Genomic DNA, 25,130 nt, shown 5'->3' with positions numbered 1-25,130 from the left:
CATCCTAGCGGGCTTTGGAATCGTCTGACAATCGGCGCTACGTTATGTTTTGTTAACTGGAGGGGTTTGGGTCGGTGCTGAATGTAGTGCTATCAGCGGCGGTGATCCGTGGAGGGGGGCTGTTGGGGTGAGGGGGCTTGCTTCCGCTGGAGTGCGCAGCGCTCCTACGCTTTTTGGGGCCGCTGCGCAGCCCAGCGGGAGCAAGCTCCCTCGCCACGGGGTGAGGTGTGGGTCTTGGAATGAATTTTTATTCTACGTGTTGAGTTTTGGGAATATTTATTCCATAAATAGGCTTCTCAATACAATAATTCGAAGGAACCCGGCTATGCGCGAACTCGGAATCGGCCTGATTGGTACAGGCTTTATGGGGCGTGCCCACGCCTTGGCGTTCAATAATGCGCGGGCGGTGTTTGAACTGCCGGTGAAGCTCACGCTGGCCGCCCTGGCCGATGCCGATACCGAGCGCGCAATACGCTGCGCCAATGACTGGGGGTTTGCCCAGGCCCATGGCGACTGGCAGCAGTTGATTGACGATCCCAAGGTGGATGTTGTCGCCATCACTACTCCCAACCATTTGCACTACCCCATGGCCATGGCTGCACTGGCGGCAGGCAAGGCGGTGTATTGCGAGAAGCCGCTGGCGGTGAGCCTGGAGCAAGCGGCCGCGATGCGTGATGCGGCGAGCAAGGCCGGGGTGGTGACGCGGGTGGGTTACAACTATCAGCACAACCCGATGATTGGCTTGGCCCGGCAGTTGATCGCCCGCGGTGAGTTGGGGGAGATCATCAGTTTTCAGGGGGAGTTCAGCGAGGATTTCATGGCGGATTCGGCGTCGCCGTGGTCGTGGCGCTGTGAGATGGGACATGCCGGCGGTGCGTTGGCGGATCTGGGCAGCCATTTACTGTCCATGGCGCGGTATTTGGTGGGGGATGTGGTGAGTGTGTGTGCCGATACGCAAACGGTGCACGGGCAGCGGCCTGCCACCGCCGGGAGTGAGACGCTGCGGGAGATTGCGGTGGATGACCAGGTGCATGCGTTGTTGCGGTTTGCCAATGGGGCACGGGGGACGGTGAGCAGTAGCTGGCTGAAGCATGGGTATAAGAATCACCTGAGCTTTGAGATCAGTGGCACCCGAGGCACGTTGTTGTTTGATCAGGAACGGCTGAATGAATTGCAGCTGTTTCGGGTTGGGCAGGAGGGGTTTCAGCGGGTGTTGGCGGGGCCTTCGTTGCCAGGGTATGCGGCGTTCAGTCCGGCGCCGGGGCATCAGTTGGGGTACAACGAGTTGAAGACGCTGGAGGTGCATGAGTTGGTGATGGCGTTGGCCGGCAAGGGCAGTGACGGGACGGATTTTGCGGCGGCTTGGGAGGTTGAGCGGTTGGCGGCGGCGATTCGGGTGGCGGCCAAGGAGGAGCGGTGGGTCAGGCTGAATGAGGTCTAAATGTGGGAGCGGGCTTGCTCGCGAACGCGGTGGGTCAGCCACGGCATCTGGCGACTGACACACCGCTTTCGCGAGCAAGCCCGCTCCCACATTTGATTGTCGTTAGCTTTTGGATTTGCGCATTAGCCTATATGCCGCCGGGATGACGAAGAGGGAGAGCAAGGGCGCTGTGAGCATGCCGCCAATCATGGGGGCGGCAATCCGGCTCATGACTTCGCTGCCGGTGCCGCCGCCTAAAAGGATCGGCAGCAAGCCGGCGATGATTACGGCCACGGTCATCGCCTTGGGCCGCACGCGTAATACGGCACCTTCGGTGATGGCTTCCAGCAGGGCCTGGTCCCCTCCTCCCTGGCGTTCGGCCCAGGCGTTTTTCAAATACAGCAGCATGATCACGCCAAACTCCGCCGACACCCCCGCCAACGCGATAAATCCAACACCCGTCGCCACCGACAGGTTGAAGCCCAGCCAGTACAGCAACCACACCCCTCCCGTCAGCGCGAACGGCAACGTGGCGAGGATCAGCAGCGCCTCATCCACCCGCCGGAACGTCAGGTACAGCAGCACGAAGATGATCAGCAAGGTCGCCGGCACCACCAGTTTCAGGCGCGCATTGGCCCGCTCCAGGAACTCGAACTGCCCCGAGTAGCTGAGGCTCATGCCCGGTTGCAGTTGCACCTTCTGGTTGATCGCCTCGCGCAAGTCCTTCACCACCGACGCCAGGTCGCGATCACGCACGTCAATGTACACCCAGCCTGAAGGCCGGGCGTTTTCGCTCTTGAGCATCGGCGGGCCTTCGCTGACCTTGATCCTGGCCACGGTGCCCAGGGTGATCTGGCTGCCTGACGGCGTATAGATCGGCAGGTTGCTCATCGCGCTCACCGAGTCGCGCCATTCTTTCGGGTAGCGCAGGTTGATGGGAAACCGCGCCAAGCCTTCGACGGTCTCGCCGATGTTTTCCCCGCCAATCGCCCCGGAGACAATGGACTGCACATCGGTGATGTTCAGGCCATAACGCGCGGCGGCCGGGCGGTCGATATCCACGTCGATGTAGCGCCCGCCCGTCAGGCGTTCCGCCAGCGCCGAGCTGACGCCGGGCACCGTCTTGGCGACCTTTTCCACGGCCTGGGTCACGGCGTCGATGTCCATCAGGCTGGAACCCGCGACCTTCACGCCGATCGGGCTTTTGACCCCGGTGGCGAGCATGTCGATGCGGTTGCGGATCGGCGGAATCCAGATGTTGGTCAGCCCCGGCACCTGCACCACCCGGTCGAGTTCCTTCACCAGTTTTTCCGGGGTCATGCCCGGCCGCCATTGGTCTCGCGGCTTGAACTCGATGGTGGTTTCGAACATTTCCAGCGGCGCCGGGTCGGTGGCGGTTTCGGCGCGGCCGGCCTTGCCGAACACGTGGGCGACTTCCGGCACGCTCTTGATCAAGCGGTCGGTACGTTGCAGCAATGCGCCGGCAGTTTGCGTCGACAAACCAGGCAACGCCGACGGCATATACAACAGGTCACCCTCATCCAGCGGCGGCAGGAATTCACCGCCCAGGTGCGACACTGGCCATAGCGCACTGGCGACCATCAGCAGCGCGACCAGCAAGGTCATGCGCGGCCAGCGCAACACCGCGTCGAGGGCCGGTTGGTAGAGTTTGATCAGGCCGCGATTCAGCGGGTTGCGTTGCTCATCGGGAATACGCCCGCGAATCCAGTAGCCCATCAGCACCGGGATCAGGGTCACCGACAACCCCGCTGCAGCGGCCATGGCATAGGTCTTGGTGTAGGCCAGCGGCCCGAACAAGCGGCCTTCCTGGGCTTGCAGGGTGAACACCGGGATAAACGACAAAGTGATGATCAGCAGGCAGAAAAACAACGCCGGCCCCACCTCCACTGCCGCATCGGTGATGACCTTCCAATGCGCCTCCCCCTTCAATTCCTGGTTCGGATGCGCGTGGTGCCAGGCTTCGATTTTCTTGTGGGCATTCTCGATCATCACCACCGCGCCATCGACCATCGCGCCGATGGCAATCGCAATCCCGCCCAGGGACATGATGTTCGCGTTGATGCCCTGGAAGCGCATGACGATAAAGGCAATCAACACCCCCACCGGCAACGAAATGATCGCCACCAGCGAGGAGCGCAGGTGCCACAGGAAGATCCCGCACACCAGCGCCACCACCAGGAACTCTTCGAGCAGCTTGTGGCTGAGGTTGTCCACGGCGCGATCGATGAGTTTGCTGCGATCGTAGGTGGTGACGATTTCCACCCCGGGCGGCAGGCTGGTTTGCAGTTGCTCCAGCTTGGTCTTGACCGCCGCGATGGCCTCGCGGGCGTTCTTGCCGCTGCGCAGGATCACCACGCCGCCCACCGCCTCGCCTTCGCCATCCAGTTCACTGATGCCCCGGCGCATGTCCGGGCCCAGCTGGATCGTCGCCACATCCCCAAGGGTCACCGGCACGTTGTGGGTGTCGAGCCGCAGGGGAATGCCGCGAAAGTCCTCCAGGGTTTTCAGGTAGCCGGACGCACGCACCATGTATTCCGACTCACCCATGTTCAGCACCGAACCGCCGGTTTCCTGGTTGGCCTTGCCGATGGCTTCCACCACCTGGGCCTGGGTGATGCCGCGACTGGCCAGGGCCAGCGGGTCGATCTGCACCTGGTACTGCTTGACCTGGCCGCCGATGGTCGCCACTTCGGCGACATTGGTCAGGGTCTTGAGCTCGAACTTGAGGAACCAGTCCTGCAACGAGCGCAGTTGCGCCAGGTCGTGTTTGCCGGTGCGGTCCACCAGCGCGTACTGGTAGATCCAGCCGACACCGGTGGCATCCGGGCCCAGCGCCGGCTTGGCCGACGCCGGCAAACGCGCCTGCAACTGGCTCAGGTATTCCAGCACCCGCGAGCGCGCCCAATACAGGTCGGTGCCCTCGTCGAACAGCACGTAGACGTAGCTGTCGCCGAAGAACGAAAAGCCACGCACGGTCTTCGCCCCCGGCACCGAGAGCATGGTGGTGGTCATCGGGTAAGTGACCTGGTTCTCGACAATCTGCGGGGCCTGGCCCGGGTACGGCGTGCGGATGATCACCTGCACATCCGACAGGTCCGGCAAGGCGTCCACCGGGGTGTTCTGGATCGCCCACAAACCCCAGGCCGTCACGAATAAAGTCGCCAACAACACCAAAAAGCGGTTGGCCACCGACCAGCGAATCAACAGGGCGATCATGGCCGGGCTCCCGGTTGCATGCTCATGCCGTCCATGGCCCCCTCATCTGAAAAACCGCCGGACGATTGAGTGGTAATTCCCTTCAAACTTGCTTCGGAGTCCAGCAGAAATTGACCGGAGGCCACCACCTGCTGGCCTTCCTGCAGGCCGGCGAGGATGACGGTGTTGTCCTGGTTTTCTGCACCTACCTGGACTTCTACCGGGCGATATCGCCCGCCCTCCTCGGCCACCATCACCAGCACGCGTTTGCCGGTGCGAATCAACGCCTCGCTCGGCAGCAACAGCACCGATTGGCCGCTGGATTGGGCCAGGCGCACCTGGGCGGTCATACCGGGGCGCAACATACCGTCAGGGTTGGGCAGTTCGACCCGAACCTGCACGGTGCGGCTGTCCATGGCAGTTGCCGGCAGAATCGCGGCGACGGTGCCTTTGACGACCTGTCCCGGCAACCCGACAAAACGGCTCTCGACCGTTTGCCCAACGGCCAGCGCGGCGCCCTGGGCTTCAGGCACGGCGACCTGCAGCCACACGGTGCCCAGGCCATTGACCCGCGCCAGGGTTTGACCCGCCGCGACGGTCATGCCTTCGCGTACGTCGAGGGTTTGCAACGCGCCGCCCAGCGGGGTGGTGATGGTCATCACCGATTGCACCCGGCCGCTGCGCTCCATCTGCGTGATCAACCCGGCAGGCATTCCGCTCAAGCGCAGACGCTGGCGGGCGGCAGCCAACAAACCTGGATCGCTGTGTCGCAGAGCAAGGAACTCTTCCTGAGCGGCGGCCCATTCGGGCACCAGAATGTCCGCCAGGGGCGCCTGGGCCTTGAGCATATCCCCCGGCGCGCGGGCGTAAACCCGCTCGACAAATCCCGCAGCCCGCGCCTGCACCACCGCCACATCGCGGTCGTTGAACGCAAGGATTCCCGACAGCTCAAGACTCGACGCCAGCACCCCACGGCTGACGCTCGCAAGACGCACACCGATGTTCTGGGTCAGGCTCGAATCGATATGAATCGCCGCACTCTCCTCGGCGCCACCGGCGTAGCGCGGCACCAGTTGCATGTCCATGAAGGGCGACTTGCCCGGCTTGTCGAATTTTTGCTGCGGGTACATCGGGTCGTACCAGTACAGCGCCTTTTTCTCGTCCGGCGCCCGCATCGTCCCGACCATGGCCGGCTGTGCCTCGCGTGTCTGCGCCAGCCAATAGCCGCCACCCAGACCCAGCAGCAGGACGCCGCCCAACAGGGCCATATTCACGATTCGGTTATTCATTGGCGGGTTCCCCGTAAGCAAAATACAGCTGGGCGCCGGTCAGGGCGCGCTGTTCAATGGCATCAATCTGTTTGAAGCGCGCCTCGACCCACTCGCGGCGGGCGCTGACCACGCTCATCAGGTCGCCCTTGCCCGCGCGATACCCCGCCAGGCTCAGCGACAATTTCTCCTCGGCCAGCGGCACCAGGCTGTCCTGGCTGCGCTGCACGGCGCGGTCCAGGCGCTGGTAGTTGGCCAGGTCGTCTTCGAGTTCCTGGGTATGCTCACGGGTCTTGGCTTCGCGTTCGGCGTCCAGTTGGTCGAGTTCGGCCTGCTTGGCGGCGATACCGGGGTTTTGTCGGCGACCGGGGAAGATCGGCAAATCGAAGGTGAATTGCAGGCTGACCATGTCGCCGTACTCACGGCCTCGGTGCTGGTAGTCCACTTCCCAACTCCAGTCCGAGGTCTTTTGCGCCTTGGCCTCGTTCAGCCGGGCTTCGGCCTCGCGGGTGCGCGGTGCAAAGGCTTGCAGAACCGGGTGCTGGTGCAGGTTGTGGGTGAAGCCGGTGGTGTCGATTTTCCAGTTCGGCAATTGCCCGCTGGGGGCTTCACTGGCGGCCGAGCCGATCCAGCGCTTGAGGGCCGCCCGGGCCTGGGCGCGTTGCTGGATCAGCTCATCCTCGCGCTCGGCCAGGTCAGCCGCTTCCTGCTTCGGGATCACGACGTCGGAAGGCTGCCCGCGACCGCCGGCCAGTTGCGCACGCACGGTGTCTTGCAGCAGGCGATTTTGCTGATAGAAGTCCTTGAACAGCGCCTCTTTACGCTCCACCGCATAGGCGCGAATCCACGCCTGGGCGGTGGCCTGACGCACATTCAAGCGCTCGATCCGGCCTTCGGCGGCAGCCGTGTCCACGCTGGCCGACGCCAACTCAACCCGTGCCTTGCGCTTGTCGCGGCTGGGCACTTGTTGCTGGATGCCGATCATTTGCTCGGTCATGTCATCGCCATACAACGTGCCGCGATTGGGCCCGCCGACGGGGAAATTTTGCAGGCCTACTACCAGTTTCGGGTCCGGCAGTTCGCCGGCCGGAATCGCCGCCTGGGTCGCGGCCTGCAATTTGGAGGATTCAGCCGTCAGCGACGGCGCGTTGTTTTGCGCCAGGCGCAAGGCCTCATCCAGGGTCAGCGCAGACGCCAGCGTCGGCCACGCCAGCACGCCCATCACCAGGGCACGCACGCATAGGAAATTCATCTTGAAGTGTCCTGTTCTGTTGCGCTGTGCACCGCTTTACGCGGCCCACAGCAAGGCCGTCCCGGTTCAGGGACGAGTCTTCAGGTGCAACAGGATTCAGCGACGGGGCGGGCGCCAGACGCCGGACGGCGTGCGGTCGGGAATGAAGTCGGAAGAGACGCTGACGACCAGCGCATTGGAGGCAGTTACCGGGGCCTTGAGCACCGGCATCGACAATTGCAGCATGCCGCCGGTCTTGCACTCCTGGCCGGGCTTGCAGCTTTTGCTGTGATCGGCGGCTGCGCCGTCCTGGCAACAGTCAGGGGCCATGTCGCTCATCATCTGCATGTCGGACATCTGCATCGGGCACGGCTCGGTGCTCGACGGCACACCCGCCATCCCGGTCAGGGGAAGCGCAAGACTCAACAGCAGGACCAGGAAAAAACGCAGATAGCGGCTCATGGGACGGGAGCTTAGCCAAAAGGCGGTTAAGCAACAATTAACAAAATCCGGAGATTTCGCCTTCGCCCGGAATGCAGCAACGACACAAAACAAAATGTGGGAGCGGGCTTGCTCGCGAAAGCGGTGTATCAGCCAATCCATATGTGACTGATACACCGCTTTCGCGAGCAAGCCCGCTCCCACATGGGGACCGAGCAAGCCTGAGGATCAGTGCATGAAGATCGCGATCAGGATAATGACCGGGATAGGCACACCGAGGAAAAACAGCAGTAATGAGCGCATGACGTTCTCCTTGAATTAACGAACGGAAGTGGTGTGGGGAGTGGTTTCCAGATACACCACGGCATCCCGGCGACGACCACCAAAGGTTGCAGCGAGGCTGGCAAAAAACGCACCGATCAACAGCGCCACGAAGGTCCACAGCGACGTGTAGGCAGCCACTTTTGCAGCCGTGTCGGCAGCCTGCTTGGCTTTCAACTTGGCGTCATCCAGGGCTTTTTGAGCCTGGCCATAGACCTGGTCAACACGCGCCTCGGCATCGGGCTGGCTGAGGTTGGTCCGCTGGCTGATCAACTGTGCAAGGTACGCACGGTCTTCAGGTGCCAGCTGACCATTGTTGCTCACGGTACGAGCGAAGATGCGAGCGACCACACCATGCACCGCGTCATCACTGACGGCGGCCGGGCGATCATCACGGAACAGGCTGTCGACGTAGTAGCCAAAGTCTTCGCCCTTGGAGGCAGCGCCAGCCACCTGGCTCATGCCACTGACGGCACCCGAGGCCACACTGGCACCGGCCTTCACACCACCGCTGACCACACTGCTGACCGAACCGACGATCAGCACCGCCGTCACCAGTGTCGCCACGGCCCAGGCCAGGAAGCCATGGGCGGTGTCGCGAAAGTACACCTCATCGCCGTGCATATTGGCCCATTTCACCCGCAGGCGACCGGCGATGTAACCGCCCATCCCCGACGCGATGATTTGCGTAACCGCCAGCCAGACAATGGTAGAAATGCCAAGCCCTTTGGCGCTGATGCCACTGTCGGCCCACGGCGACACCGCCGAAAAGCCCAGGCCGAAGCCCAGCAGTACCAGAATCAAGGACAGCGCAGCCGCGGCAGCGGCCCCGGCAAAGATCGCGCCCCAGGAAACCCCGGAGAGCGTGCTCGACTCTTGCAGCGTGGATGAGGATGTAATCATTGTTGTTTTGCTCCAGGCATGAAAAATAGTGTTACAAGTCTCAAAAGGGACAGTGCAGGCGACGTGCCAGAAGCTCGAAAATTAAAACTTCATATATTTCAACAACTTAATTAAGTTGAACTAATTTGAACCATGCAACTTGCAAGAAATGGCCCGGAGCGGCGGGCGTATTGCATTCCTCGTAGGAAATAACCCGTACGCCCCCCATGGCATGCAAAAAATCCTACACACACAGCGTTCGTTCAGATTCAGCGGGTTATGGTGAATTGTGTCGTTTGTGCCTACATAAATTTTTATTTAGGAAGCGGGCTATCATTTCTTGGCAAAATGCCCGCACTTCAGTGTGAATCGCTCACCAGGTAATCCTTATGACCCGCATTTTGACCATCGAGGACGACGCCGTAACGGCCCGCGAGATCGTTGCCGAGCTGAGTAGCCATGGACTGGACGTAGACTGGGTAGACAATGGCCGCGAAGGCCTGGTCCGTGCCGTCAGCGGTGATTACGACCTGATCACCCTCGACCGCATGCTCCCGGAACTGGATGGCCTGGCCATCGTCACCACCCTGCGCACCATCGGCGTATCCACGCCGATCCTGATGATCAGCGCCCTCTCCGATGTGGATGAACGGGTACGTGGCCTGCGGGCCGGTGGTGATGACTACCTGACCAAACCGTTCGCCTCCGACGAAATGGCCGCCCGCGTCGAAGTGCTGCTGCGGCGCAAAAGCACGGTCAAGGAGTTTGAAACTGCCTTGCGCGTGGCGGATCTGGAACTGAATCTGATCAGCCGTGAAGCCAGCCGTGCAGAACAGCCCCTGAGCCTGTTGCCGACCGAATACAAACTGCTGGAATTCCTGATGCGCAACACCGGGCAAATTCTCTCGCGGATGATGATCTTCGAGGAAGTCTGGGGTTATCACTTCGACCCGGGCACCAACCTGATCGACGTGCACATCGGTCGCCTGCGCAAAAAAATCGACCCGCCGGGCCTCACGCCGCTGATCCGCACGGTACGAGGTTCCGGGTATGTCATTGCTGAACCCCTCTAAAGGCTGGCGCTCTTCCAGCAGCCGGCTGCTGGCGCTCTACAGTTCGTTGTTCGTGGCCTGGAGCTGCATCCTCATGGGCGTGCTGTACTACGAGGTGTCCGGTTACCTGGGCGACCTCTCGCGCCACTCCCTGATGCAGCGCCAGCACCTGTTCCAGCGGTTTGACGGCGAAGAGCTGGTGGAAGCCCTGACCACCAGCATGACCTTCGACATGAAGGGCGTTGACGCCTACGGCCTGTTCGACAATCAGTTCAACCCCATCAGCGGCCCGATCCGCGTGATACCGCCCGACCTGCCAATGGACGGGCACATCCACGCCCTGGCCAACTGCATCGACTCCGACGACCCGAAACTGCCGCGCGACAGCTGCGACGCCGTGGCCACCCACACCGAAGACGGCCGCTGGCTGATCCTGGTGCGCGCCAACGGCTCGCTGTTCGGCGTGACGCGGATCATCCTGCACGCCTTGCTGTGGGGAATCACCCTGACGATCATTCCCGGCGCGGCCGGCTGGCACCTGCTCAGGCGGCGCCCGTTGCGGCGGATTCGCGGGATCCAGGCGAGTGCCGAAGCCATCGTGGCCGGCGACCTGACCCACCGTTTGCCATTGTCCGACCGACGCGACGAACTGGACATGCTGGCGGCCATCGTCAACGCGATGCTCGACCGCATCGAGAAGCTGATGAACGAGGTCAAGGGCGTGTGCGACAACATCGCCCACGACTTGCGCACCCCGCTCACACGCCTGCGGGCGCAGCTGTACCGAATCCAGCAACAGGCTGATGAAGACGCGCCCCACGCCCTGCAACTGGACGCGGCCATCGCCGAGACCGACACCTTGATGGCGCGTTTTCGCGGCCTGCTGCGGATTTCCGAACTGGAAGACCACCAGCGCCGCTCGGGCTTCCTGGTGCTTGATCCCCTGCCCTTGCTGCAGGAACTCCACGACTTCTACCTGCCCCTGGCAGAAGAAGGCGAGATGGAATTGCTGCTGCAAGTGCCGGACTCATTGCCCTGGATCACCGGTGACCGCGCGCTGCTGTTCGAAGCCCTGGCCAACCTGCTGAGCAACTCGATCAAGTTCACCCCGCCGGGCGGCGAAGTGATTTTGCGCGGCGTGAACGATGCCGGCAGCACCCGCATTGAAGTCCTCGACTCCGGCCCCGGGATTCCCGCAGCTGAACGTGCCGCGGTGTTCCAGCGGTTTTACCGGGTGGACGAAGGCAATCAGCAACAAGGCGGGTTTGGGTTGGGGCTGTCGATTGTGGCCGCGATCATCAACCTGCACGGTTTCAAACTGGAAGTCGGCAGCAGCGAACGAGGCGGCGCAAAGCTGATCCTCGAATGCCGCCAACAACTGATGCCCGAAGCCTGAAGCCTGAAGAACACCACAAAACCAATGTGGGAGCGGGCTTGCTCGCGAATGCGGAGTGTCAGTCAACCCATCTGGCACTGATCCACCGCATTCGCGAGCAAGCCCGCTCCCACATTTGATCTTCATTCAGCCCGGAAAATTACCCCGCAACGCATCCAGCCCGCCGCTGTAGACACCGCTGAACAACTCCTCCACCGCCGCATCCGTCACACCGGCCACCGGAGTAAACACGCCCGACCAGGTCACCTTCGCAGAGGTGTCACCCAGCGCCTCAACCTTCAACGTCGCCAGATACTCACTCACCGGAAACGGCGACTCGCTGATCGAATAACTGTAAGTACGCGCCGCATCATCAAAGCGTTGCAACCGTTCCACCACCACCCCGCCATCCGCCGTTTGCAGGTGGCGCACGCGCCCGCCTTCACTCGGCTCGCTCTTGACGATAAAGGGCAGCCAGTCCGGCAGCGAATTGAAGCCGCCGACCAATTGCCAAACCTGTTCGGCCGAAACCGGGATTTCAATAACAGCAGATGCTTTTGCCACGATTAACACTCCAAACCATTCAAGAAAAATCAGATCGCCATGCTGTCGACAACACCGCCGTCGACCCGCAACGCGGCACCGGTGGTGGCAGAGGACAACGGTGAAGCAATGTACGCCACCAGATTCGCCACTTCATCCACATTCGCTGCGCGCTGGATGATCGACGTCGGCCGCGCATTGCGCACAAACACATCCGCCTCGTCCCGCGCACTGCGCCCGGACTTGGCCACGGCGTCCTTGAGCATGTGCTCCAGGCCATCGGTAAAGGTCGGCCCCGGCAGGATCGCATTGACCGTCACCCCGGTGCCCGCCAGGCGTTTGGCCAAGCCATGGGACACCGCCAGGTTGGCGCTTTTGGTCACGCCGTAATTGATCATGTCAGCCGGCGTTGCCACCCCGGATTCCGACGACACAAAGATCACACGGCCCCAGCCCTGCTCGACCATGCCCGGCGTGTAATGCCGCGACAAACGCACACCGGAGATCACGTTGACCTCGTAGAAACGCGTCCACTCGCTGTCGGGAGCGTCAAAGAAATCGACGTCGTTGAAGATCCCGAGGTTGTTCACCAGGATGTCGGCCCGCGGCTCGGCGGCGAACAGCTTTTCAGCGCCCTCGGCCGTACCGAGGTCCGCCACCAGCCCACGCAGATCCGCGCCGGGCACGGCCTGGCGAATGGTCGCCAGCGCCTCGTCGACCTTGCCCGATTCACGCCCGATCACCACCACCGTAGCGCCGGATTGCGCCAGCGCCTGGCTGATGCCCAGGCCTATGCCGGCGGTGCTGCCACTGACGATTGCGACTTTGCCACTGATATCAATTTTCATGTTCGCGTTCCTGTGGTTAGAGCGGCAGCGGTGCACGGGCCGAAATCAATCGTGCCTCGCGCAGGGCCTGCCAAAAGGCTGCGGGAATCTTCTCTGACAACGCCGCGACGTCTTCAGCAATGCGCCCCGGACGACTGGCACCCGGAATCACTGCCGCCACTGCCGGGTGGGCCAGGGAGAATTGCAGTGCAGCGGCTTTCACACTCACGCCATGGGCCGCGGCAATCGCCTTGACCTGCTCGACCTTGCTGATGATCGCCGGGCTGGCTTTCTGGTACTCAAAATGTGCGCCGCCCGCCAGGATCCCGGAGCTGTAAGGGCCACCGACCACGATCTCGACGTTCTGCGCCTGGGCTGCATCCATCAAGCGCTGCAAGGCGCGTTCATGGTCGAGCAAGGTGTAGCGACCGGCAAGCAGGAAACCGTCGGGCTGGGCTTCGGTCAGGTCCAGGGTCAACTCGCAAGGCTCGACCCGATTGACGCCCAGGCCCCAGGCCTTGATCACGCCTTCTTCACGCAGGCGGGTCAGTACTTTGAAAGCACCGGTGCGCGCCTGATTGAAGTAGTCCAGCCATTGATCACCGTAGAAGTCCTGGGCGATGTCGTGAATCCACACGATGTCGAGGCGGTCGGTTTGGAGGCGGTTGAGGCTGTCTTCGATGGAGCGCAGGGTGGCATCGGCGCTGTAGTCGTTGACCATCTTATTCGGCCGGCCATGTTCAAACACGCCGCTTTTCTCGCCAAGGTCGCGGGCGCTTTCTTCCACTTCATCCAGGATCACCCGGCCGACCTTGGTGCTGAGCACATAGTCGTCACGGTTGTACTTGGACAGGGCCTGGCCCAGGCGGATTTCCGAGAGGCCCGAGCCGTAGAACGGTGCGGTGTCGAAGTAACGCACGCCCTGGTTCCAGGCTGCTTCAACGGTGGCTTGCGCCTCCTCTTCAGGAATCGCACGGAACATGTTGCCCAAGGGGGCGGTGCCAAAACCCAGCACGCCGGGCAGTTTGTCTTTCAAGCTCATGGGGTAAATCCTCAATATTGTTCAAGGTCGCTGTGTTGACCGTTGAGCAGATCGTAGATTGCAGAGATCGGACCGTCCAAGACATACTGCGACAAACTTGAGTCCTTTAAGGTCTGACATGATCGACTTCCGCCAATTGCGCTACTTCGTTGTAGTCGCTGAAGAAGAACACGTGGGGCGTGCTGCCGAACGGTTGCACATCTCCCAATCGCCCCTGAGCCGGCAGATTGCCCAATTGGAAGAGCGCCTGGGCCTGACCCTGTTCGAGCGCAGCCAACAGCGCATCCGCCTGACCCGCGACGGCCAGACGTTCCTCGCCGAAACCAAGGCGCTGCTGACCCACGCCAACCGCCTGGAGTCATTGGGCCGGCGATTGGGTAAAGGCGAAGAAGGCGGACTGTGCATCGGCTACATCGAAAACGCCATGCACGCGGGGGTGCTGCCCAACGCCCTGAAGGTACTGCGTGACGCGCGGCCCAGCGTGCATATCGCCCTGTACAACCTGCCCTCCATCGAGCAACTGGAAGGCCTGCGCCAACGCAGCCTGGATATCGCTCTGGTGGGTGAACCACCGGCGGCGGATGACACGGACCTGATGGCATTGCAAGTGCTGGACGATCCGATGCTGCTGGCGCTGCCCGAGCAGCATCCGCTGGCCAGCGTCAGCGAGTTGCTGCCTGAGCATCTGGCCGAGCAGCAATGGATTGGCGTGCAGCGCAAAGCGGGTGCAAACCCGGCGGATGACTTTGTTGCGGCGTGCATTCGGGCAGGGTTTACCCCGCAGATTCCGATGGAAGCCAGCGAGCCGTTTACCGCGTTGGGGTTGGTGGCGTCGGGGCTAGGTGTCGCGATGGTGCAAAAGGGCTTGAGCCGCAATGCACCGCCGGGCGTTGTGCTGCGAGAACTGCCGTGGCTGACCTACACCACGCCGCTGTGGGCGGCGTGGCATCGGATCAACTTGCGGCCGCTGGTGGAGACATTCAGGAAAGTCCTGACAGAGCCCCTATCACCTGTGGGAGCCGGGCTTGCCCGCGATGCAGGCACCTCGGTCTGTCAGTAAGACCGCGGTGACGCCATCGCAGGCAAGCCAGCGCCCACAGGGTTTCGGTGTCGCAGTTGAACGTGTGGTGGATCAGTACCGCCAATGCCCCGGCACCCATAACCACTGCCCGTTCCCCCAGCGATAGTGCCCCCGCACCCACTGATAGCCTGGCGCCGGCGCCACCGGCACCACCTCGACCAAAGGCGGCGGACGCCGCGGATGAACAGGTTCGACAATACAACCGGACAACGCAGCCGCCATCAACGTGGCGGCCAGCGTAGCTTTGAATAGGCGGGACATGGCACGGTTCCCCAATGAGACTGGCCTTCGCCTGAGTGGCGGGCCTACCCGGGTTAAACGCCGCCAACCGGGAAAATCCGTCGCCCGTCTCGGTGATTAATGCTCGTTCCCACGCTCTGCGTGGGAACGCATCCCGTGACGCTCCGCGTCACCACTGCGCAAGACTTGAACCTTGCATCGCCAACTGGACGCAGAGCGTCCGGGGCGGCATTCCCACGCAGAGCGTGGGAACGATCATCCGTCGCTCGTCTCAGTTACTTCTGGCGACCTTGCCCTTCGCCTGCCCCTTCATATACAACGCCTCCACCAACCGCTGGCGCTCATCCCGGGGCAAGGTGCTGGCGAACTGCGCCAGGGTGTTGTCCACCAGCGCCCTGAGCGCCATGTCCGCCTCCCGGGCCTTGCCCAAATCCGTCACCAACGCCTCACGGTCGAGAGTCGGCGCCTCCAGTTGCTTGATCACGTCCAGCCGCGCCTCGCGCCCGGCAAGTACCAGCGGCTGGCTGTCGGCGCGGTTCTGGCGCAACAACTGGCGCAGTTCCTTGCGCCGTTCCGGCGGCAGCTTGACCATCGCCTGGCGCAGGCCATGCTGGTTAACCACCGCCTCGGCGGGCTTGGTGTTCGCCAACCAATGGTACAAGCCACCGCCGACACCGCCGATCAAAAACACGTTGAACAACACCGACACAACCAGCAGCGGCTTCAGGTACTTGGGTGACGGGGTCATTGCTCGCTTTCCTCGGCGTTGACGGTGAAGACGACTTCGGCGTCGCCCTGGTCGAAGACACTCGGCAGTACTTCAGGGCCAAGCATGGGCAACGGCACGCTCAACGACGCCACCAGGATTCCGGCGGCGACCCCGGCGATGCCCACGCCAACAAAACCGGCCGGCGACAGCCAGCCGGCGTAGCGCGCCCAGAAGGACTGGCGCTGGGGAAACGATTGGCGAATCTGCCGCGCCAGCGCCGGGTCGACGGGTGCCAGTTGATAGCCGTCCAGCTGGCCGTCGAGCCATCGCGCCTGATGCAGCACCTCAAGGAGGCTGGCATCGCCTGCATCCAGCAGGGCCTGGGCCTCGGCCTGTTCGGCGCGCGGCCAACGGTGCAAGTGGCCGCCGTAAGCCTCGGCCAATTGGGCAAATCGTTCAGGCGTCATGGTTTTCCCCTTCCTGGGCGGGCGGGCCCGGGTGTGTCGTCAAGGTAACTGCGCAGGTTGCGCCGGGCCCGTGACAGCAAGCTCTCCAGTGCCTCGACGCTGATGTTCATCAGCGCCGCGGCGTCGATATTCGACAGCTCTTGGTAATACTGCAACACAATCGCCTCACGCTGGCGATCAGGCAGCGACGCTAACGCCGCCGCCATGCGCTCACTGCGGGCGGCCGCTTCCAGCTGTTCATCGGGCGCAGGCGCTGTGTCGACCACCTCGCTCATCGCCTCCTCATCGCGCAACGGGCGCTCCTTGCGCCGACGCAAATGGTCGTGGCACAGGTTGAGTGCCACGCGGTGCAGCCAGGTGTCGAAACGCGCTTCGCCACTGCGCCAGCTTGCAGCCTGGCGCCAGATACGCAGGAAGCTTTCCTGGGCCACGTCCCTGGCCTCGTCGGCATCCCCGAGGATCCGACTGGCGAGCGCGAGCAAACGCGGCAGTTTGCGCGTCACCATTTCGTTGATGGCCGCCGGTTCGTTGTTACCGATGCGGGCCAACAGCTCAACGTCCGGATCAGTGTCTTTCAATAGGGCAAGTCTCGGTCCGGTGGCTAAGGGTCAGGTTGACGGAATGCTCAGCGGATCCAGTGCCCTTCTCTCCAGTACCAGTTGGGGCCGCGCGATTCCCAGTGGCCAGGTTCCCAACGGGCGTTGCGCATCACCGGCTGCCAGTGGCCCGGTACCCAGGCATAACCGCGCCCTTCGTAGCGCCAGTGCCCGCGATCCCACACATAGCCAGGGCGTTCGACGGGAACGGCCTCGACGCGCATCGGCGGTGGCGCTTCGCGGATGATCACTTCGGTCTGGGCAAAGGTCGGCGTGCTGACCAGGGCGGCCAGTGCCAGCGGGATCAACAGGGCATAACGTAATTTGGCCAGCGGTCGTGCAAGTCTCATGACAACTCCTTCATCGGCGATCGCCAGTGATCGCAGTTGTAGGGTTGAACGGCAGGTGTCCGAAAATCCGTCGCAACAAAAAGAACTTTTTATCGCGACCGCTCAGGACGGCAGGCAGGGCCAGTATTGCCCAGGGTTTGCGGGGAGTTGATGAAATTGTTGAAAGGTCGCGACGGATTTATCCATATGGCCGCGTTCAAGGGTTAACCGTTGGTAATCGACAGGCGCGTTCTGTTGGTTGGCGACGCCCATCACCTTGAGGAAATCACCATGTCTCGTCGAATTTCACTGCTGGTTGCCGCCGTCCTGCTCATGAACCTTGGCGGCTGCGTGTTCCTGCCGGGGCACCGCGAGCATTGCTGCTGGCGCGGTTACGGGGTAGTGACTACCCCGACGGCACAAGCGATCTCCTGATCCGCTAACTGACCGCTGCAAACCCCCTGCGCCCGGCCTTGATCTCGGTGCGCAGTTCGCCAATCAGGTTTGAGATGGAACGGATGCTGTCCAGACCCTGGGGCGACACACGGGGCAGCAGCAGGTCGACGCGCCCGGAGGCCGGGTCGAAGATGTTGATGCGCAGCGAACCGTCGCTGTTCAATGAGCAGTCACAGGCGAGGGGCAGGAAGCCCGACTCCATGATGTGGCGAAACTCGGCGATCGAAATCATGCGGGCACCCTTCCCTGTACGGGGCTCGGAGGACGTGATCCGTCTAGGGTAGATGAGCTTTTTCAAACTGCCCGGGAATTAATGCAAAAGTGATACTTGGTGCGCATTTCGGCCAAAACCGCTGGCCGGCTGACGCCAAAAAAACCACACCGACACCCTCTTATCCGATGCCGCGCGAAGGGCTTGCTTCCTGGCGATGATGGCCAGATGCTCTGGTTTTTTTCCGACACCGAGAGCACTCCGCATGAGCATCGAACCTTTGATCGAACCCGACAGTGCTGTGTACAAGACGTTGCTGGAATCGACCAAGGCCATCCCCTGGCGTATCGACTGGGCAACCATGACTTTCAGCTACATCGGCCCGCAGATCGAGGCGCTGCTGGGCTGGACGCCGCAGAGCTGGGCCACCGTCGATGACTGGGTGGAACGCATGCACCCGGACGACCGCGAGTATGTGGTCAACTTCTGCGTCTCCCAGTCCCGGGCCGGGGTCGACCACGAAGCCGATTACCGGGCGCTGACCGCCAGCGGCGAGTACGTGTGGATTCGCGACGTGGTGCACGTGGAGCGCAAGGACGGCGAGGTGCAGGCGCTGATCGGCTTCATGTTCGACATCAGCGAGCGCAAGAAGACCGAAGAACACCTGATTCGCCTGCAAAAACAGCTGGAGGAGTATTCGTTCCAGGACGGCCTCACCGGCATCGCCAACCGGCGCATGTTCGACAATGTGCTGGCGCGGGAATGGACCAGCGCCCAGCGCAGCCAATTGCCGCTGTCGTTGATCCTGTTGGATATCGACTATTTCAAGCAGTACAACGACCTCTACGGGCATATCAAGGGCGACGAATGCCTGCGCCAGGTGGCACGCACGCTGTCGCAGGCGGCCAACCGGCCACGGGACTTCATTGCGCGCATCGGCGGTGAGGAATTTGTGTGGTTGCTGCCGGAAACCGATGCCGAGTCGGCACGGCGCGTGGCCGAACGCTGCCTGCACTTGATCCGCCAGCAGCAGATCGCGCATGAGCACTCGGCGGTGTCGGACCTGCTGACACTGAGCCTGGGCGTAGGCACTTGCACGGTAACGCCGGGCAGCGCGGCGCTGGCCTTTGTCGAAGCCGTCGACAAGTTGCTGTACCAGGCCAAGCGCAATGGCCGGATGCGTGCAGAGTTTGCCGACGTAGAGGATTGATACAACGCTCAAATCGCGGGCAAAAAAAATCCCAAGTAGCTGATGGAAACTTGGGATTTAAAAATGCATAAACCGTGGGAGGTGAACGCCCGGCTATATTACCCAGCGGGAAAACTTGTAACAAGATAATTTTCAACCTTTCGTCGGATTAAAACAGCGCTAAGTCATTCAATAACCACACTTTTTTAATGGATCCGATTATTGGAAATGCCACTTTTTGGTGCAATAACAGCGCATCGTTAAACAAACTTCGCTGTTTAATTCCGTGATAAAAATAAGGTTATTGATTAAAAGTGCGTGGGCTTCTTCAAGTCGTGCTGATACAGGTGTTTGCACGGATCCACCAATACAAGTTCGTCCTGGGGCGTGGCGCGCGAAACACTCGCCGCCTGGCGGCATAACGCCAGGCGCTCCGCCGCCTCTTCCCGCTGCCGGTCGACCTGGGCATTGAGCCGAACGAAATAAGTCCCCAACAACACCGCGACACATAGAACGCCGACGCCAAAATAGCGCAAGGCGTTGGATTGAGGGGGTTCCAGCTCACTCATACACTCATTGCACCTTGTGTTTCTGATAGCGAACATCGTCGCCCTCGGCCGTGTCGACCACTGCCCAGCCAAGCCGCTGGTAAAAACCGTTGGCACGGATCTGATCCCGCCCATCCGTGATCAGGAAGAGCGTGTCGTGGTGCTCGAACAGCGCGGCCTCGGCCACTGCCATCAATTGGCGGCCCAACCCAAGGTTCTCGTGAGACGGCAATACAAACAGGGCGAACACCTCGCCTTCGGCAAGATCAACCATTGCAAACGCGACAGGCCTGCCGTCCAGTTCGGCAAGCCATACGCAAGGCGCCTCGCGCATGCTGTCGGCGACGACTTGCGGGGTAATACCCAGCTCAGCCATCTGCTCGCGGCTTAAGTGGTTCTGCACCACGGCGGTGCGAATGTCGAAAATGGCATTGATATCGCCCGGAGTTGCCAACCGTATAACCGAACCCATGTGCACCGCCTCCCGATGAGACGCTCAATTGTATGTAAATTGAAACACATCGGTTGTGGTGGATTTGTAAAACAGTCAGCCGGATTGCGCGTTAATCCTGCTCACGCCGCCTGAACTGCCCCGGCGCCAGCCCGTGGGCCTTGCGGAAACACCGGGAAAAATACGCCTCGTCGGTAAACCCGCAACGGTGCGCAATCGCGCCGATCATCTGCGGGCTGTTGAGCAGCAGCGTGCGCGCCAGTTGCATGCGCCGGTCGAGCACCAACTGGGAGAAGGGTTTGCCGGTTTCCTTGCGCAACAGGTGGGTCAGGTAGTTGGGCGACAGGAACGCCGCCGCCGCGGCATCCGTCAGGTTCAGCGACGGCTCGTGCAAATGCTCGCGGATGTAGCCTTGCACCCGGGCCAGGGCATCCTTGCGCCCACGCCGGGTGGCGTTGTTGGCGGCGAACGCCTAGAGCGGTTCGGCGTACTGTTGGCACACCAGCCCGATCAACTGGAACAGGTAACCCTTGAGCCGCTCCCGGGCGCCGAAGCTGCGGTGGGCGTCCAGGCTACGCATGTGTTCCAGCCAGGTTTTGACTTCTTCGAAGGCCGCGTCGTCGAGGATGAAGTCCAACTGCTCCTGGAAGCGGAACGGCGACAGCTCCGGCGCCTGGCCGATGGGGATGTCTTCCAGATCCAGCGGGTCGCAGGTCAGTTGCGGCAGGAAAAAGCCCTGGCTGAAATTGATCAGCATGAAGTCGCCGTCTTCGGGATGGGGAATCACATGCAGGCGATGGGGCAGGATAAAGGCCAGGGCCTTTTTCGGGAACGGGCGCACCGCACCGCCGATGTGCTGCACGGTGTCGCCGCCCAGGTTGATCTGAATCTGGAAGTATTCGTGGCGATGGGGACTGGTCAGCGCCGCCCTGCCCCGCTTGTCGCGGATGTAGAAGTCGGAGCGGTCGCTGCGTTGTTCCATGCCATAGGTGGTGATGCGGGTGCCGGGCATACACGTTTCTCGGGGGGCCTGGGCACCACTGTAGCGTCAACCCTGGCCGAGGGTGAAGCTCAGTTCGGCCAGGCCGTCGATCCCGGCGGTCACCACATCGCCCGGTTGCAAGGCGCCGACGCCCGCCGGGGTGCCGGTAAAGATCAAGTCGCCGGCTTTCAGCGCCACGGATTTGGACGCGTGGCTGATCACCTCACTGACCGACCAGATCTGGTCTGCCAGATCGCCCACTTGACGTTGCTCGCCATTCACCTTGAGCCAGATTCGCCCAGTGCCCGGGTGGCCGACGGCACTCACCGGCTGCAACGCCGTGCAGGGTGCCGACTCATCGAAGGCCTTGGCCCATTCCCACGGCCGCGACAGCTTTTTCGCCTGGGCCTGGAGGTCGCGGCGGGTCAGGTCGATGCCCAGGCCGTAACCCCAGATATGCGCGAGGGCATCTTCCGGGGCAATGTCCACCCCGCCCTTGCCGATGGCCACCACCAACTCGACTTCATGGTGCAGATCGGCGGTCAGCGGCGGATAGGCGATCACGCCCTCGGCGGGCACCACGGCATCAGCCGGCTTCATGAAAAAGAACGGCGGCTCGCGGTCGGGGTCGTGGCCCATTTCGCGGGCATGTTCGCTGTAGTTGCGCCCGACACAGAACACCCGGCGCAGCGGGAAGCGGGCGTCGTCGCCGTGGATGGCGAGGGACGGGGTTTCGTTGGGAGTGATGACGTAGCGGGTCATGGCATGTGCCTCTTCGGTTACCTGGGGCCAGTATGAGGACTGGCTCCGGGGCGAAGTTGGACAGGCTTACGCAGATTTTGTACTGGGCGGTGCATCGGTCACTTTGCCGAGCGAACCCAACACTGCTAGCCTCATCGCGCTTTCAACCCCTGATCCCGCAGAAAGGACTCTGATGAACATCATTCGCGCCGTCGCCCTCTTCGCCGCCTCATTGTTCTCGATGAACACTTCAGCCAAGGCCCCGCTTCCGGGATTCCAGTTGCCCAAGGCAGATTCGGAATATGACGAGAAGGTGTTGGCGGATATCAAGAAGATCGGCTGGCACCATGTGCATGTGCGGGCTGAAGACGGTGAGCCTTCGTTCGCCTACTCCCTGGGGTTCTACGCCAACTTCGGCCAACCGGAAATCATCGTATTCGGGCTGCCCCCGCAGATTGCCCAGCAGTTGCTGAACATCGCCGCGATCCGCTTTGCCGGTGCAAAAGCCGCCTATGAAACCTACAAGCCCTATGACGATATTGCCGAAGGCATGCGCATCGCCTTCATTCCTGTAGACCGCAGGCACTACCGCGAGTACCTCGGTTATGCCGGCTGGTTCTACGCCTCGATCAAAGCTGATTTCCCTGCGTTGCAAATGGTCTGGCCGGACAAACAAGGGCGCTTTCCGTGGGAGCCCAACTACGACCAGTCGTTCTCAAGGCTCCAATTGCTGCTGGATAAATAAGGGTTATTTACGCGCCAGCTTGTAGCGCAAACAGTCCTGATAAAAACTCTGGCGAATCACTTCGGGCTTGACCCGCGAACGGCTGTCGTAGGTCTGCTCGGTGATGCCCATGGCCATCATGTGCATCCAGGGTTTCTTGAACTGGTAGGTCTTCAGCTTCTGCCGCGCGGCGTACAGCGAGACGCCCGACAGCTTCAATTCCTGGGCCCGGGCGGCGGTGCCTGCACCCCAGCTGCACATGTACTTGTCGTTGTCCCGCAGCTCCCGTGCCTCAACCGAAACCGCCCCACCCGCCAGGGAACAGGCGATCAGCATGATTCCAACATTGCGCATTTGCATCCCGCCTAACCACCTGAAAATAAAAGTGATTTTGGCGAGAATTTTGTTACAAAGGGGCCAGCAAATTGCCTTATCGGTGAATTTTCCGACCTGAAACCGAACCGAGTAACAGCGTTGCCATTCAGGCATTTTGCCACTATTGGTTGCCGATGGCCCATTGCCTGACGATAATCGCGGCGCTCTCCCACACTCACGCAAGGAAACGCCGTGAAAAAGCTTCTACTGTTGACCCCATTGCTCGCGCTGCTGTTGCAAGGCTGCGGCGTCACCATGACGCAATACGAGCCGAACTTCGATAACGTCCAGGTCCTCAAGCAGGCAGCGCCGCTGCAACCCGTCAGCAATGCCCAGGTGACGGCCGCGTCGGGCGAAGGCTCGTTGTCTGTACGTGCCAACCCGATCCGCTCGCCCAGTGGCAGCATCCCGGCGCATATCCAGGCTGCGATCACCCAGGAACTGCAACTGGCAGGCCTGCTGAACCCGCAAGCAGAACGTCATCTGCAAGTGCTGGTGGTGAAGAATTCGCTGTCGGCAGGCATGGGCTCCGGCAACGGCACCCTGGCCGCGCGGTTTACCCTGCTCAAGGGCAATGACGTGGTGTACGACGCGACCAAGGAAGTGAATCACACCTGGCCCAGTTCGTTCTTCGGGTTCATTGCGATCCCGAATGCCGCCAACGCCTACAACCCGATGGTGCGGGATTTGCTCAAGTCGCTGTACAGCGACCCGTTGTTCATCAAGGCGCTTAAGTAAGGCCTGGGCTGCGAGGATCGGCCACCCTGCCCTCGCAGCTGTTTCAAACGTTCAGTTACGTGTCACGCCCGTGGCACGCCGGCATCCAGCGCCGAATACTTCAGGTTATTACCGTCGACCATTTGCTTGAGCAGGGCATTGACCTGGCGGGTGAAGGTATCGGTCACCGCGTCTTTCGGCGTGTTGGCCATCAACGGGATGAACCAGATGCCCATCCAGGTATTGATCGAGTCGTGGTTGGAGCCGGTGCTCAGTGCCTGGCCTTGTGCGTCCACCGATTCCAGCTTCATGGTGTACTGATCAGTCCCCAGCGCCGGAATGATGGTGAAGGTAAAGCCGCTGATAAAGGCCAGTACCAGTTGGCCGCCACCCGGTGGATGGTTGTAGACCTTCAGGCGCAGGCTGTAATCGCCTGGCTGCTTCTGGAATTCATCCAGGGTCACGCGACCAAACAGGCCGGAGTCAGTCAGGACTTTCTGCAGCTGTGGCTTGAGCATCTCACGCGCTTGTGGGACTTCGGCCGCGGCGGCATTTGTCGGCTCGCCCTGGTAGAACTTGAAGTCTACGTAGACGTTCGGTTTGTTGGCGTAGCTGGCCTTCGACGGCAGCGTGACAGGTGCGACTTCGTCCTTCGTGAAGCTGGCGCAGCCGCCCATCGACAACGTGATCAGGGCCAACCCCAGCATTTTTCCAATGTGCATTACGACTTCCTTAGTGAATGGAGCGTCTCCATGGCCGGAGTTGCTGGGGGCGGATGATAAAGAGTGGGTGGGAATGTTAAAAGGCCATCTCCGAGAAATACCCGCTCGCAGGCAGCACTAGTTGGCGGAGACCAGTTTCAGGCCGATCACGCCGGCCAGGATCAGCACGATGCACAAAACCCGCAATGGCGCGGTGGAATCGCCCAGCAATGCCATGCCGAGGATCGCGGTGCCCGCTGCGCCGATTCCAGTCCAGACCGCGTAGGCGCTGCCCACCGGCAGGGTGCGCAGTGCCATCGACAGCAGGATCACGCTGGAAACGCCGGTCACGACGGTGAGCAATCCGGGGGTGAATCGGGTGAAACCGTCCGAGGCCTTCATCGCGAACGCGAAGGCGATTTCAAGGATGCCGGCCAAGCCGAGCAGTAGCCATGCCATGGGATGAGCCCTCAGGAAATACAGTGAGTGTGTGGCGAGCAGCCCCGCCACACCGAATCAGCGTTGGCTATGCCTTGGCAGCCGCCGCTGGCGTGGTACGGAAGGTGATGCCCAGTCGGTTGAAGGCATTCATCAAGGCGATGCCGTAGGTCAGGTCAGCCAGTTCCTTGTCGCTGAACTCGGCGGCCGCTGCCGCATAGTCGGCGTCCGAAACATCACTGGCGGTCACGGCTTCGGCAAAGGCCAGCGCCACGCGCTCACGCTGGGTGAAGACTGCGCCAGCGTCGTGCCACACTGGCACCAGCACCAGCTTGTCCACGGCCAGGCCTTGCTTGAGCAGGTCCCGCGAGTGCATGTCGATGCAAAAGGCGCAGCCGTTGACTTGCGAAACCCGCAGGTAGACCAGGTCGATCAGCTCCTTGGACAGGCCGCTGTTTTGCAGGTAGACGTAAACCCCGCCGAACGCCTTGTAACCTTCAGGGGAAGCTTTGGAGTAGTCGAGACGCGTTGTCATGGTGAAATCCTGTAGCGGTTGG

General features: G+C 61.6%; 29 protein-coding genes and 1 pseudogene. 8 read left to right on the top strand and 22 right to left on the bottom strand.

Features of this window, described 5'->3' with window-relative positions; genetic code table 11:
- Positions 1 to 325: 325 nt before the first annotated feature.
- Complete coding sequence (locus tag HYE77_RS00730) at positions 326 to 1,441, top strand: Gfo/Idh/MocA family protein (protein WP_177068253.1); 1,116 nt, start codon at positions 326 to 328, stop codon at positions 1,439 to 1,441.
- A gap of 102 nt (positions 1,442 to 1,543) precedes the next feature.
- On the opposite strand, the gene HYE77_RS00725 is transcribed toward HYE77_RS00730, so the two are convergent.
- The 5 genes from HYE77_RS00725 to HYE77_RS00705 all read right to left on the bottom strand — a co-directional run bounded on the left by HYE77_RS00725 (position 1,544) and on the right by HYE77_RS00705 (position 8,800).
- Positions 1,544 to 4,657, bottom strand: coding sequence for an efflux RND transporter permease subunit (locus HYE77_RS00725; protein WP_177068252.1), 3,114 nt, complete (start codon positions 4,655 to 4,657; stop codon positions 1,544 to 1,546).
- Complete coding sequence (locus HYE77_RS00720) at positions 4,654 to 5,925, bottom strand: efflux RND transporter periplasmic adaptor subunit (protein WP_008435954.1); 1,272 nt, start codon at positions 5,923 to 5,925, stop codon at positions 4,654 to 4,656. The genes HYE77_RS00725 and HYE77_RS00720 overlap by 4 nt, the downstream gene beginning before the upstream one ends.
- Complete coding sequence (locus tag HYE77_RS00715; RefSeq protein WP_177019749.1) at positions 5,918 to 7,156, bottom strand: TolC family protein; 1,239 nt, start codon at positions 7,154 to 7,156, stop codon at positions 5,918 to 5,920. Before HYE77_RS00715 ends, HYE77_RS00720 begins: the two co-directional genes overlap by 8 nt.
- A 96-nt stretch (positions 7,157 to 7,252) precedes the next feature.
- Positions 7,253 to 7,597, bottom strand: a complete 345-nt coding sequence (locus HYE77_RS00710) for a hypothetical protein (protein WP_087694115.1) — start codon at positions 7,595 to 7,597, stop codon at positions 7,253 to 7,255.
- 297 nt (positions 7,598 to 7,894) lie between these two features.
- Positions 7,895 to 8,800: a hypothetical protein gene (locus tag HYE77_RS00705; protein WP_177068251.1), complete on the bottom strand. Its 906-nt coding sequence runs from the start codon at positions 8,798 to 8,800 to the stop codon at positions 7,895 to 7,897.
- A gap of 368 nt (positions 8,801 to 9,168) precedes the next feature.
- Between HYE77_RS00705 and HYE77_RS00700 the strand changes: the two genes are divergently transcribed.
- Positions 9,169 to 9,852: a response regulator transcription factor gene (locus HYE77_RS00700; protein ID WP_003219726.1), complete on the top strand. Its 684-nt coding sequence runs from the start codon at positions 9,169 to 9,171 to the stop codon at positions 9,850 to 9,852.
- Complete coding sequence (locus HYE77_RS00695) at positions 9,830 to 11,227, top strand: cell wall metabolism sensor histidine kinase WalK (protein ID WP_008435962.1); 1,398 nt, start codon at positions 9,830 to 9,832, stop codon at positions 11,225 to 11,227. The genes HYE77_RS00700 and HYE77_RS00695 overlap by 23 nt, the downstream gene beginning before the upstream one ends.
- 126 nt (positions 11,228 to 11,353) lie before the next feature.
- Here the strand turns inward: HYE77_RS00695 and HYE77_RS00690 are convergent, their stop codons facing one another.
- The 3 genes from HYE77_RS00690 to HYE77_RS00680 are packed head-to-tail and all read right to left on the bottom strand — an operon-like array spanning position 11,354 to position 13,618.
- Positions 11,354 to 11,770: an SRPBCC family protein gene (locus HYE77_RS00690; RefSeq protein ID WP_177068250.1), complete on the bottom strand. Its 417-nt coding sequence runs from the start codon at positions 11,768 to 11,770 to the stop codon at positions 11,354 to 11,356.
- Between the two features lie 29 nt (positions 11,771 to 11,799).
- Complete coding sequence (locus HYE77_RS00685; RefSeq protein WP_003219722.1) at positions 11,800 to 12,597, bottom strand: SDR family NAD(P)-dependent oxidoreductase; 798 nt, start codon at positions 12,595 to 12,597, stop codon at positions 11,800 to 11,802.
- Positions 12,598 to 12,613: 16 nt separating this feature from the next.
- Positions 12,614 to 13,618 carry an aldo/keto reductase gene (locus HYE77_RS00680; RefSeq protein WP_177068249.1) on the bottom strand — a complete coding sequence of 335 codons (1,005 nt, stop codon included), beginning with the start codon at positions 13,616 to 13,618 and terminating at the stop codon, positions 12,614 to 12,616.
- Between the two features lie 118 nt (positions 13,619 to 13,736).
- Between HYE77_RS00680 and HYE77_RS00675 the strand changes: the two genes are divergently transcribed.
- Positions 13,737 to 14,678 carry a LysR substrate-binding domain-containing protein gene (locus HYE77_RS00675; protein WP_177068248.1) on the top strand — a complete coding sequence of 314 codons (942 nt, stop codon included), beginning with the start codon at positions 13,737 to 13,739 and terminating at the stop codon, positions 14,676 to 14,678.
- A 72-nt stretch (positions 14,679 to 14,750) separates the two neighbouring features.
- Here HYE77_RS00675 and HYE77_RS00670 read toward each other — a convergent pair whose 3' ends face one another.
- The 5 genes from HYE77_RS00670 to HYE77_RS00650 all read right to left on the bottom strand — a co-directional run bounded on the left by HYE77_RS00670 (position 14,751) and on the right by HYE77_RS00650 (position 17,061).
- Positions 14,751 to 14,960, bottom strand: a complete 210-nt coding sequence (locus tag HYE77_RS00670; RefSeq protein ID WP_080673247.1) for a YXWGXW repeat-containing protein — start codon at positions 14,958 to 14,960, stop codon at positions 14,751 to 14,753.
- 250 nt (positions 14,961 to 15,210) lie between these two features.
- Positions 15,211 to 15,687 (bottom strand): periplasmic heavy metal sensor, encoded by a 477-nt coding sequence (locus tag HYE77_RS00665; protein WP_008435977.1) that lies wholly within the window; start codon positions 15,685 to 15,687, stop codon positions 15,211 to 15,213.
- On the bottom strand, positions 15,684 to 16,115 hold the full coding sequence (locus HYE77_RS00660; protein ID WP_003219715.1) for a hypothetical protein: 432 nt from the start codon (positions 16,113 to 16,115) through the stop codon (positions 15,684 to 15,686). Before HYE77_RS00660 ends, HYE77_RS00665 begins: the two co-directional genes overlap by 4 nt.
- On the bottom strand, positions 16,112 to 16,693 hold the full coding sequence (locus tag HYE77_RS00655) for an RNA polymerase sigma factor (RefSeq protein WP_008435980.1): 582 nt from the start codon (positions 16,691 to 16,693) through the stop codon (positions 16,112 to 16,114). The genes HYE77_RS00660 and HYE77_RS00655 overlap by 4 nt, the downstream gene beginning before the upstream one ends.
- Positions 16,694 to 16,740: 47 nt before the next feature.
- The gene (locus HYE77_RS00650) at positions 16,741 to 17,061 is read right to left on the bottom strand and encodes a YXWGXW repeat-containing protein (protein WP_003219711.1); all 321 of its coding nucleotides are present in this window, start codon (positions 17,059 to 17,061) and stop codon (positions 16,741 to 16,743) included.
- 270 nt (positions 17,062 to 17,331) lie between these two features.
- Here HYE77_RS00650 and HYE77_RS00645 point away from each other — a divergent pair, with 270 nt between their 5' ends.
- Positions 17,332 to 17,475, top strand: a complete 144-nt coding sequence (locus HYE77_RS00645; protein ID WP_166742173.1) for a hypothetical protein — start codon at positions 17,332 to 17,334, stop codon at positions 17,473 to 17,475.
- Positions 17,476 to 17,479: 4 nt separating this feature from the next.
- Here the strand turns inward: HYE77_RS00645 and HYE77_RS00640 are convergent, their stop codons facing one another.
- Positions 17,480 to 17,728, bottom strand: a complete 249-nt coding sequence (locus HYE77_RS00640) for a DUF1652 domain-containing protein (protein ID WP_008435982.1) — start codon at positions 17,726 to 17,728, stop codon at positions 17,480 to 17,482.
- Between the two features lie 244 nt (positions 17,729 to 17,972).
- Here HYE77_RS00640 and HYE77_RS00635 point away from each other — a divergent pair, with 244 nt between their 5' ends.
- Complete coding sequence (locus HYE77_RS00635) at positions 17,973 to 18,917, top strand: sensor domain-containing diguanylate cyclase (RefSeq protein ID WP_177068247.1); 945 nt, start codon at positions 17,973 to 17,975, stop codon at positions 18,915 to 18,917.
- 287 nt (positions 18,918 to 19,204) lie between these two features.
- Here HYE77_RS00635 and HYE77_RS00630 read toward each other — a convergent pair whose 3' ends face one another.
- From HYE77_RS00630 to HYE77_RS00615, 4 genes and pseudogenes are all read right to left on the bottom strand, one after another.
- Positions 19,205 to 19,465, bottom strand: coding sequence for a hypothetical protein (locus tag HYE77_RS00630; RefSeq protein ID WP_134326909.1), 261 nt, complete (start codon positions 19,463 to 19,465; stop codon positions 19,205 to 19,207).
- A gap of 4 nt (positions 19,466 to 19,469) precedes the next feature.
- Positions 19,470 to 19,916 (bottom strand): GNAT family N-acetyltransferase, encoded by a 447-nt coding sequence (locus HYE77_RS00625; RefSeq protein WP_003219700.1) that lies wholly within the window; start codon positions 19,914 to 19,916, stop codon positions 19,470 to 19,472.
- A 91-nt stretch (positions 19,917 to 20,007) separates the two neighbouring features.
- Positions 20,008 to 20,907 (bottom strand): annotated as a pseudogene (locus tag HYE77_RS00620) (helix-turn-helix transcriptional regulator).
- Between the two features lie 36 nt (positions 20,908 to 20,943).
- Entirely contained in the window at positions 20,944 to 21,639 is a 696-nt protein-coding gene (locus HYE77_RS00615) for a fumarylacetoacetate hydrolase family protein (RefSeq protein ID WP_177068246.1), read from the bottom strand.
- A gap of 172 nt (positions 21,640 to 21,811) precedes the next feature.
- On the opposite strand from HYE77_RS00615, the gene HYE77_RS00610 reads away from it, so the two are divergent.
- Positions 21,812 to 22,363 (top strand): DUF4262 domain-containing protein, encoded by a 552-nt coding sequence (locus HYE77_RS00610; RefSeq protein WP_003219697.1) that lies wholly within the window; start codon positions 21,812 to 21,814, stop codon positions 22,361 to 22,363.
- A gap of 3 nt (positions 22,364 to 22,366) precedes the next feature.
- Here HYE77_RS00610 and HYE77_RS00605 read toward each other — a convergent pair whose 3' ends face one another.
- Positions 22,367 to 22,696: a hypothetical protein gene (locus tag HYE77_RS00605; protein ID WP_023658946.1), complete on the bottom strand. Its 330-nt coding sequence runs from the start codon at positions 22,694 to 22,696 to the stop codon at positions 22,367 to 22,369.
- 213 nt (positions 22,697 to 22,909) lie between these two features.
- On the opposite strand from HYE77_RS00605, the gene HYE77_RS00600 reads away from it, so the two are divergent.
- Positions 22,910 to 23,455, top strand: a complete 546-nt coding sequence (locus tag HYE77_RS00600; protein WP_003219695.1) for a hypothetical protein — start codon at positions 22,910 to 22,912, stop codon at positions 23,453 to 23,455.
- Positions 23,456 to 23,517: 62 nt separating this feature from the next.
- Here HYE77_RS00600 and HYE77_RS00595 read toward each other — a convergent pair whose 3' ends face one another.
- From HYE77_RS00595 to HYE77_RS00585, 3 genes are all read right to left on the bottom strand, one after another.
- Positions 23,518 to 24,156 carry a hypothetical protein gene (locus HYE77_RS00595; protein ID WP_003219694.1) on the bottom strand — a complete coding sequence of 213 codons (639 nt, stop codon included), beginning with the start codon at positions 24,154 to 24,156 and terminating at the stop codon, positions 23,518 to 23,520.
- A 117-nt stretch (positions 24,157 to 24,273) separates the two neighbouring features.
- Positions 24,274 to 24,594, bottom strand: a complete 321-nt coding sequence (locus tag HYE77_RS00590; RefSeq protein ID WP_087693029.1) for a multidrug efflux SMR transporter — start codon at positions 24,592 to 24,594, stop codon at positions 24,274 to 24,276.
- A gap of 67 nt (positions 24,595 to 24,661) precedes the next feature.
- Positions 24,662 to 25,108 carry a carboxymuconolactone decarboxylase family protein gene (locus tag HYE77_RS00585; protein ID WP_029615984.1) on the bottom strand — a complete coding sequence of 149 codons (447 nt, stop codon included), beginning with the start codon at positions 25,106 to 25,108 and terminating at the stop codon, positions 24,662 to 24,664.
- Between the last annotated feature and the right edge of the window lie 22 nt (positions 25,109 to 25,130).

Source organism: Pseudomonas sp. IPO3774 (assembly GCF_013386835.1).
In the GTDB taxonomy this organism is placed as follows: domain Bacteria; phylum Pseudomonadota; class Gammaproteobacteria; order Pseudomonadales; family Pseudomonadaceae; genus Aquipseudomonas.
This window is presented reverse-complemented; position numbering and strand designations above follow the sequence as displayed.

What these genes read in the sequence shown, in the direction of transcription:
- HYE77_RS00730 (WP_177068253.1), top strand. Translation starts at nt 326, where the DNA reads ATGCGCGAACTCGGAATCGGCCTGATTGGTACAGGCTTTATGGGGCGT.
- HYE77_RS00725 (WP_177068252.1), bottom strand. Translation starts at nt 4,657, where the DNA reads ATGATCGCCCTGTTGATTCGCTGGTCGGTGGCCAACCGCTTTTTGGTG.
- HYE77_RS00720 (WP_008435954.1), bottom strand. Translation starts at nt 5,925, where the DNA reads ATGAATAACCGAATCGTGAATATGGCCCTGTTGGGCGGCGTCCTGCTG.
- HYE77_RS00715 (WP_177019749.1), bottom strand. Translation starts at nt 7,156, where the DNA reads ATGAATTTCCTATGCGTGCGTGCCCTGGTGATGGGCGTGCTGGCGTGG.
- HYE77_RS00710 (WP_087694115.1), bottom strand. Translation starts at nt 7,597, where the DNA reads ATGAGCCGCTATCTGCGTTTTTTCCTGGTCCTGCTGTTGAGTCTTGCG.
- HYE77_RS00705 (WP_177068251.1), bottom strand. Translation starts at nt 8,800, where the DNA reads ATGATTACATCCTCATCCACGCTGCAAGAGTCGAGCACGCTCTCCGGG.
- HYE77_RS00700 (WP_003219726.1), top strand. Translation starts at nt 9,169, where the DNA reads ATGACCCGCATTTTGACCATCGAGGACGACGCCGTAACGGCCCGCGAG.
- HYE77_RS00695 (WP_008435962.1), top strand. Translation starts at nt 9,830, where the DNA reads ATGTCATTGCTGAACCCCTCTAAAGGCTGGCGCTCTTCCAGCAGCCGG.
- HYE77_RS00685 (WP_003219722.1), bottom strand. Translation starts at nt 12,597, where the DNA reads ATGAAAATTGATATCAGTGGCAAAGTCGCAATCGTCAGTGGCAGCACC.
- HYE77_RS00680 (WP_177068249.1), bottom strand. Translation starts at nt 13,618, where the DNA reads ATGAGCTTGAAAGACAAACTGCCCGGCGTGCTGGGTTTTGGCACCGCC.
- HYE77_RS00675 (WP_177068248.1), top strand. Translation starts at nt 13,737, where the DNA reads ATGATCGACTTCCGCCAATTGCGCTACTTCGTTGTAGTCGCTGAAGAA.
- HYE77_RS00670 (WP_080673247.1), bottom strand. Translation starts at nt 14,960, where the DNA reads ATGTCCCGCCTATTCAAAGCTACGCTGGCCGCCACGTTGATGGCGGCT.
- HYE77_RS00665 (WP_008435977.1), bottom strand. Translation starts at nt 15,687, where the DNA reads ATGACCCCGTCACCCAAGTACCTGAAGCCGCTGCTGGTTGTGTCGGTG.
- HYE77_RS00660 (WP_003219715.1), bottom strand. Translation starts at nt 16,115, where the DNA reads ATGACGCCTGAACGATTTGCCCAATTGGCCGAGGCTTACGGCGGCCAC.
- HYE77_RS00650 (WP_003219711.1), bottom strand. Translation starts at nt 17,061, where the DNA reads ATGAGACTTGCACGACCGCTGGCCAAATTACGTTATGCCCTGTTGATC.
- HYE77_RS00645 (WP_166742173.1), top strand. Translation starts at nt 17,332, where the DNA reads ATGTCTCGTCGAATTTCACTGCTGGTTGCCGCCGTCCTGCTCATGAAC.
- HYE77_RS00640 (WP_008435982.1), bottom strand. Translation starts at nt 17,728, where the DNA reads ATGATTTCGATCGCCGAGTTTCGCCACATCATGGAGTCGGGCTTCCTG.
- HYE77_RS00635 (WP_177068247.1), top strand. Translation starts at nt 17,973, where the DNA reads ATGAGCATCGAACCTTTGATCGAACCCGACAGTGCTGTGTACAAGACG.
- HYE77_RS00630 (WP_134326909.1), bottom strand. Translation starts at nt 19,465, where the DNA reads ATGAGTGAGCTGGAACCCCCTCAATCCAACGCCTTGCGCTATTTTGGC.
- HYE77_RS00625 (WP_003219700.1), bottom strand. Translation starts at nt 19,916, where the DNA reads ATGGGTTCGGTTATACGGTTGGCAACTCCGGGCGATATCAATGCCATT.
- HYE77_RS00615 (WP_177068246.1), bottom strand. Translation starts at nt 21,639, where the DNA reads ATGACCCGCTACGTCATCACTCCCAACGAAACCCCGTCCCTCGCCATC.
- HYE77_RS00610 (WP_003219697.1), top strand. Translation starts at nt 21,812, where the DNA reads ATGAACATCATTCGCGCCGTCGCCCTCTTCGCCGCCTCATTGTTCTCG.
- HYE77_RS00605 (WP_023658946.1), bottom strand. Translation starts at nt 22,696, where the DNA reads ATGCGCAATGTTGGAATCATGCTGATCGCCTGTTCCCTGGCGGGTGGG.
- HYE77_RS00595 (WP_003219694.1), bottom strand. Translation starts at nt 24,156, where the DNA reads ATGCACATTGGAAAAATGCTGGGGTTGGCCCTGATCACGTTGTCGATG.
- HYE77_RS00590 (WP_087693029.1), bottom strand. Translation starts at nt 24,594, where the DNA reads ATGGCATGGCTACTGCTCGGCTTGGCCGGCATCCTTGAAATCGCCTTC.
- HYE77_RS00585 (WP_029615984.1), bottom strand. Translation starts at nt 25,108, where the DNA reads ATGACAACGCGTCTCGACTACTCCAAAGCTTCCCCTGAAGGTTACAAG.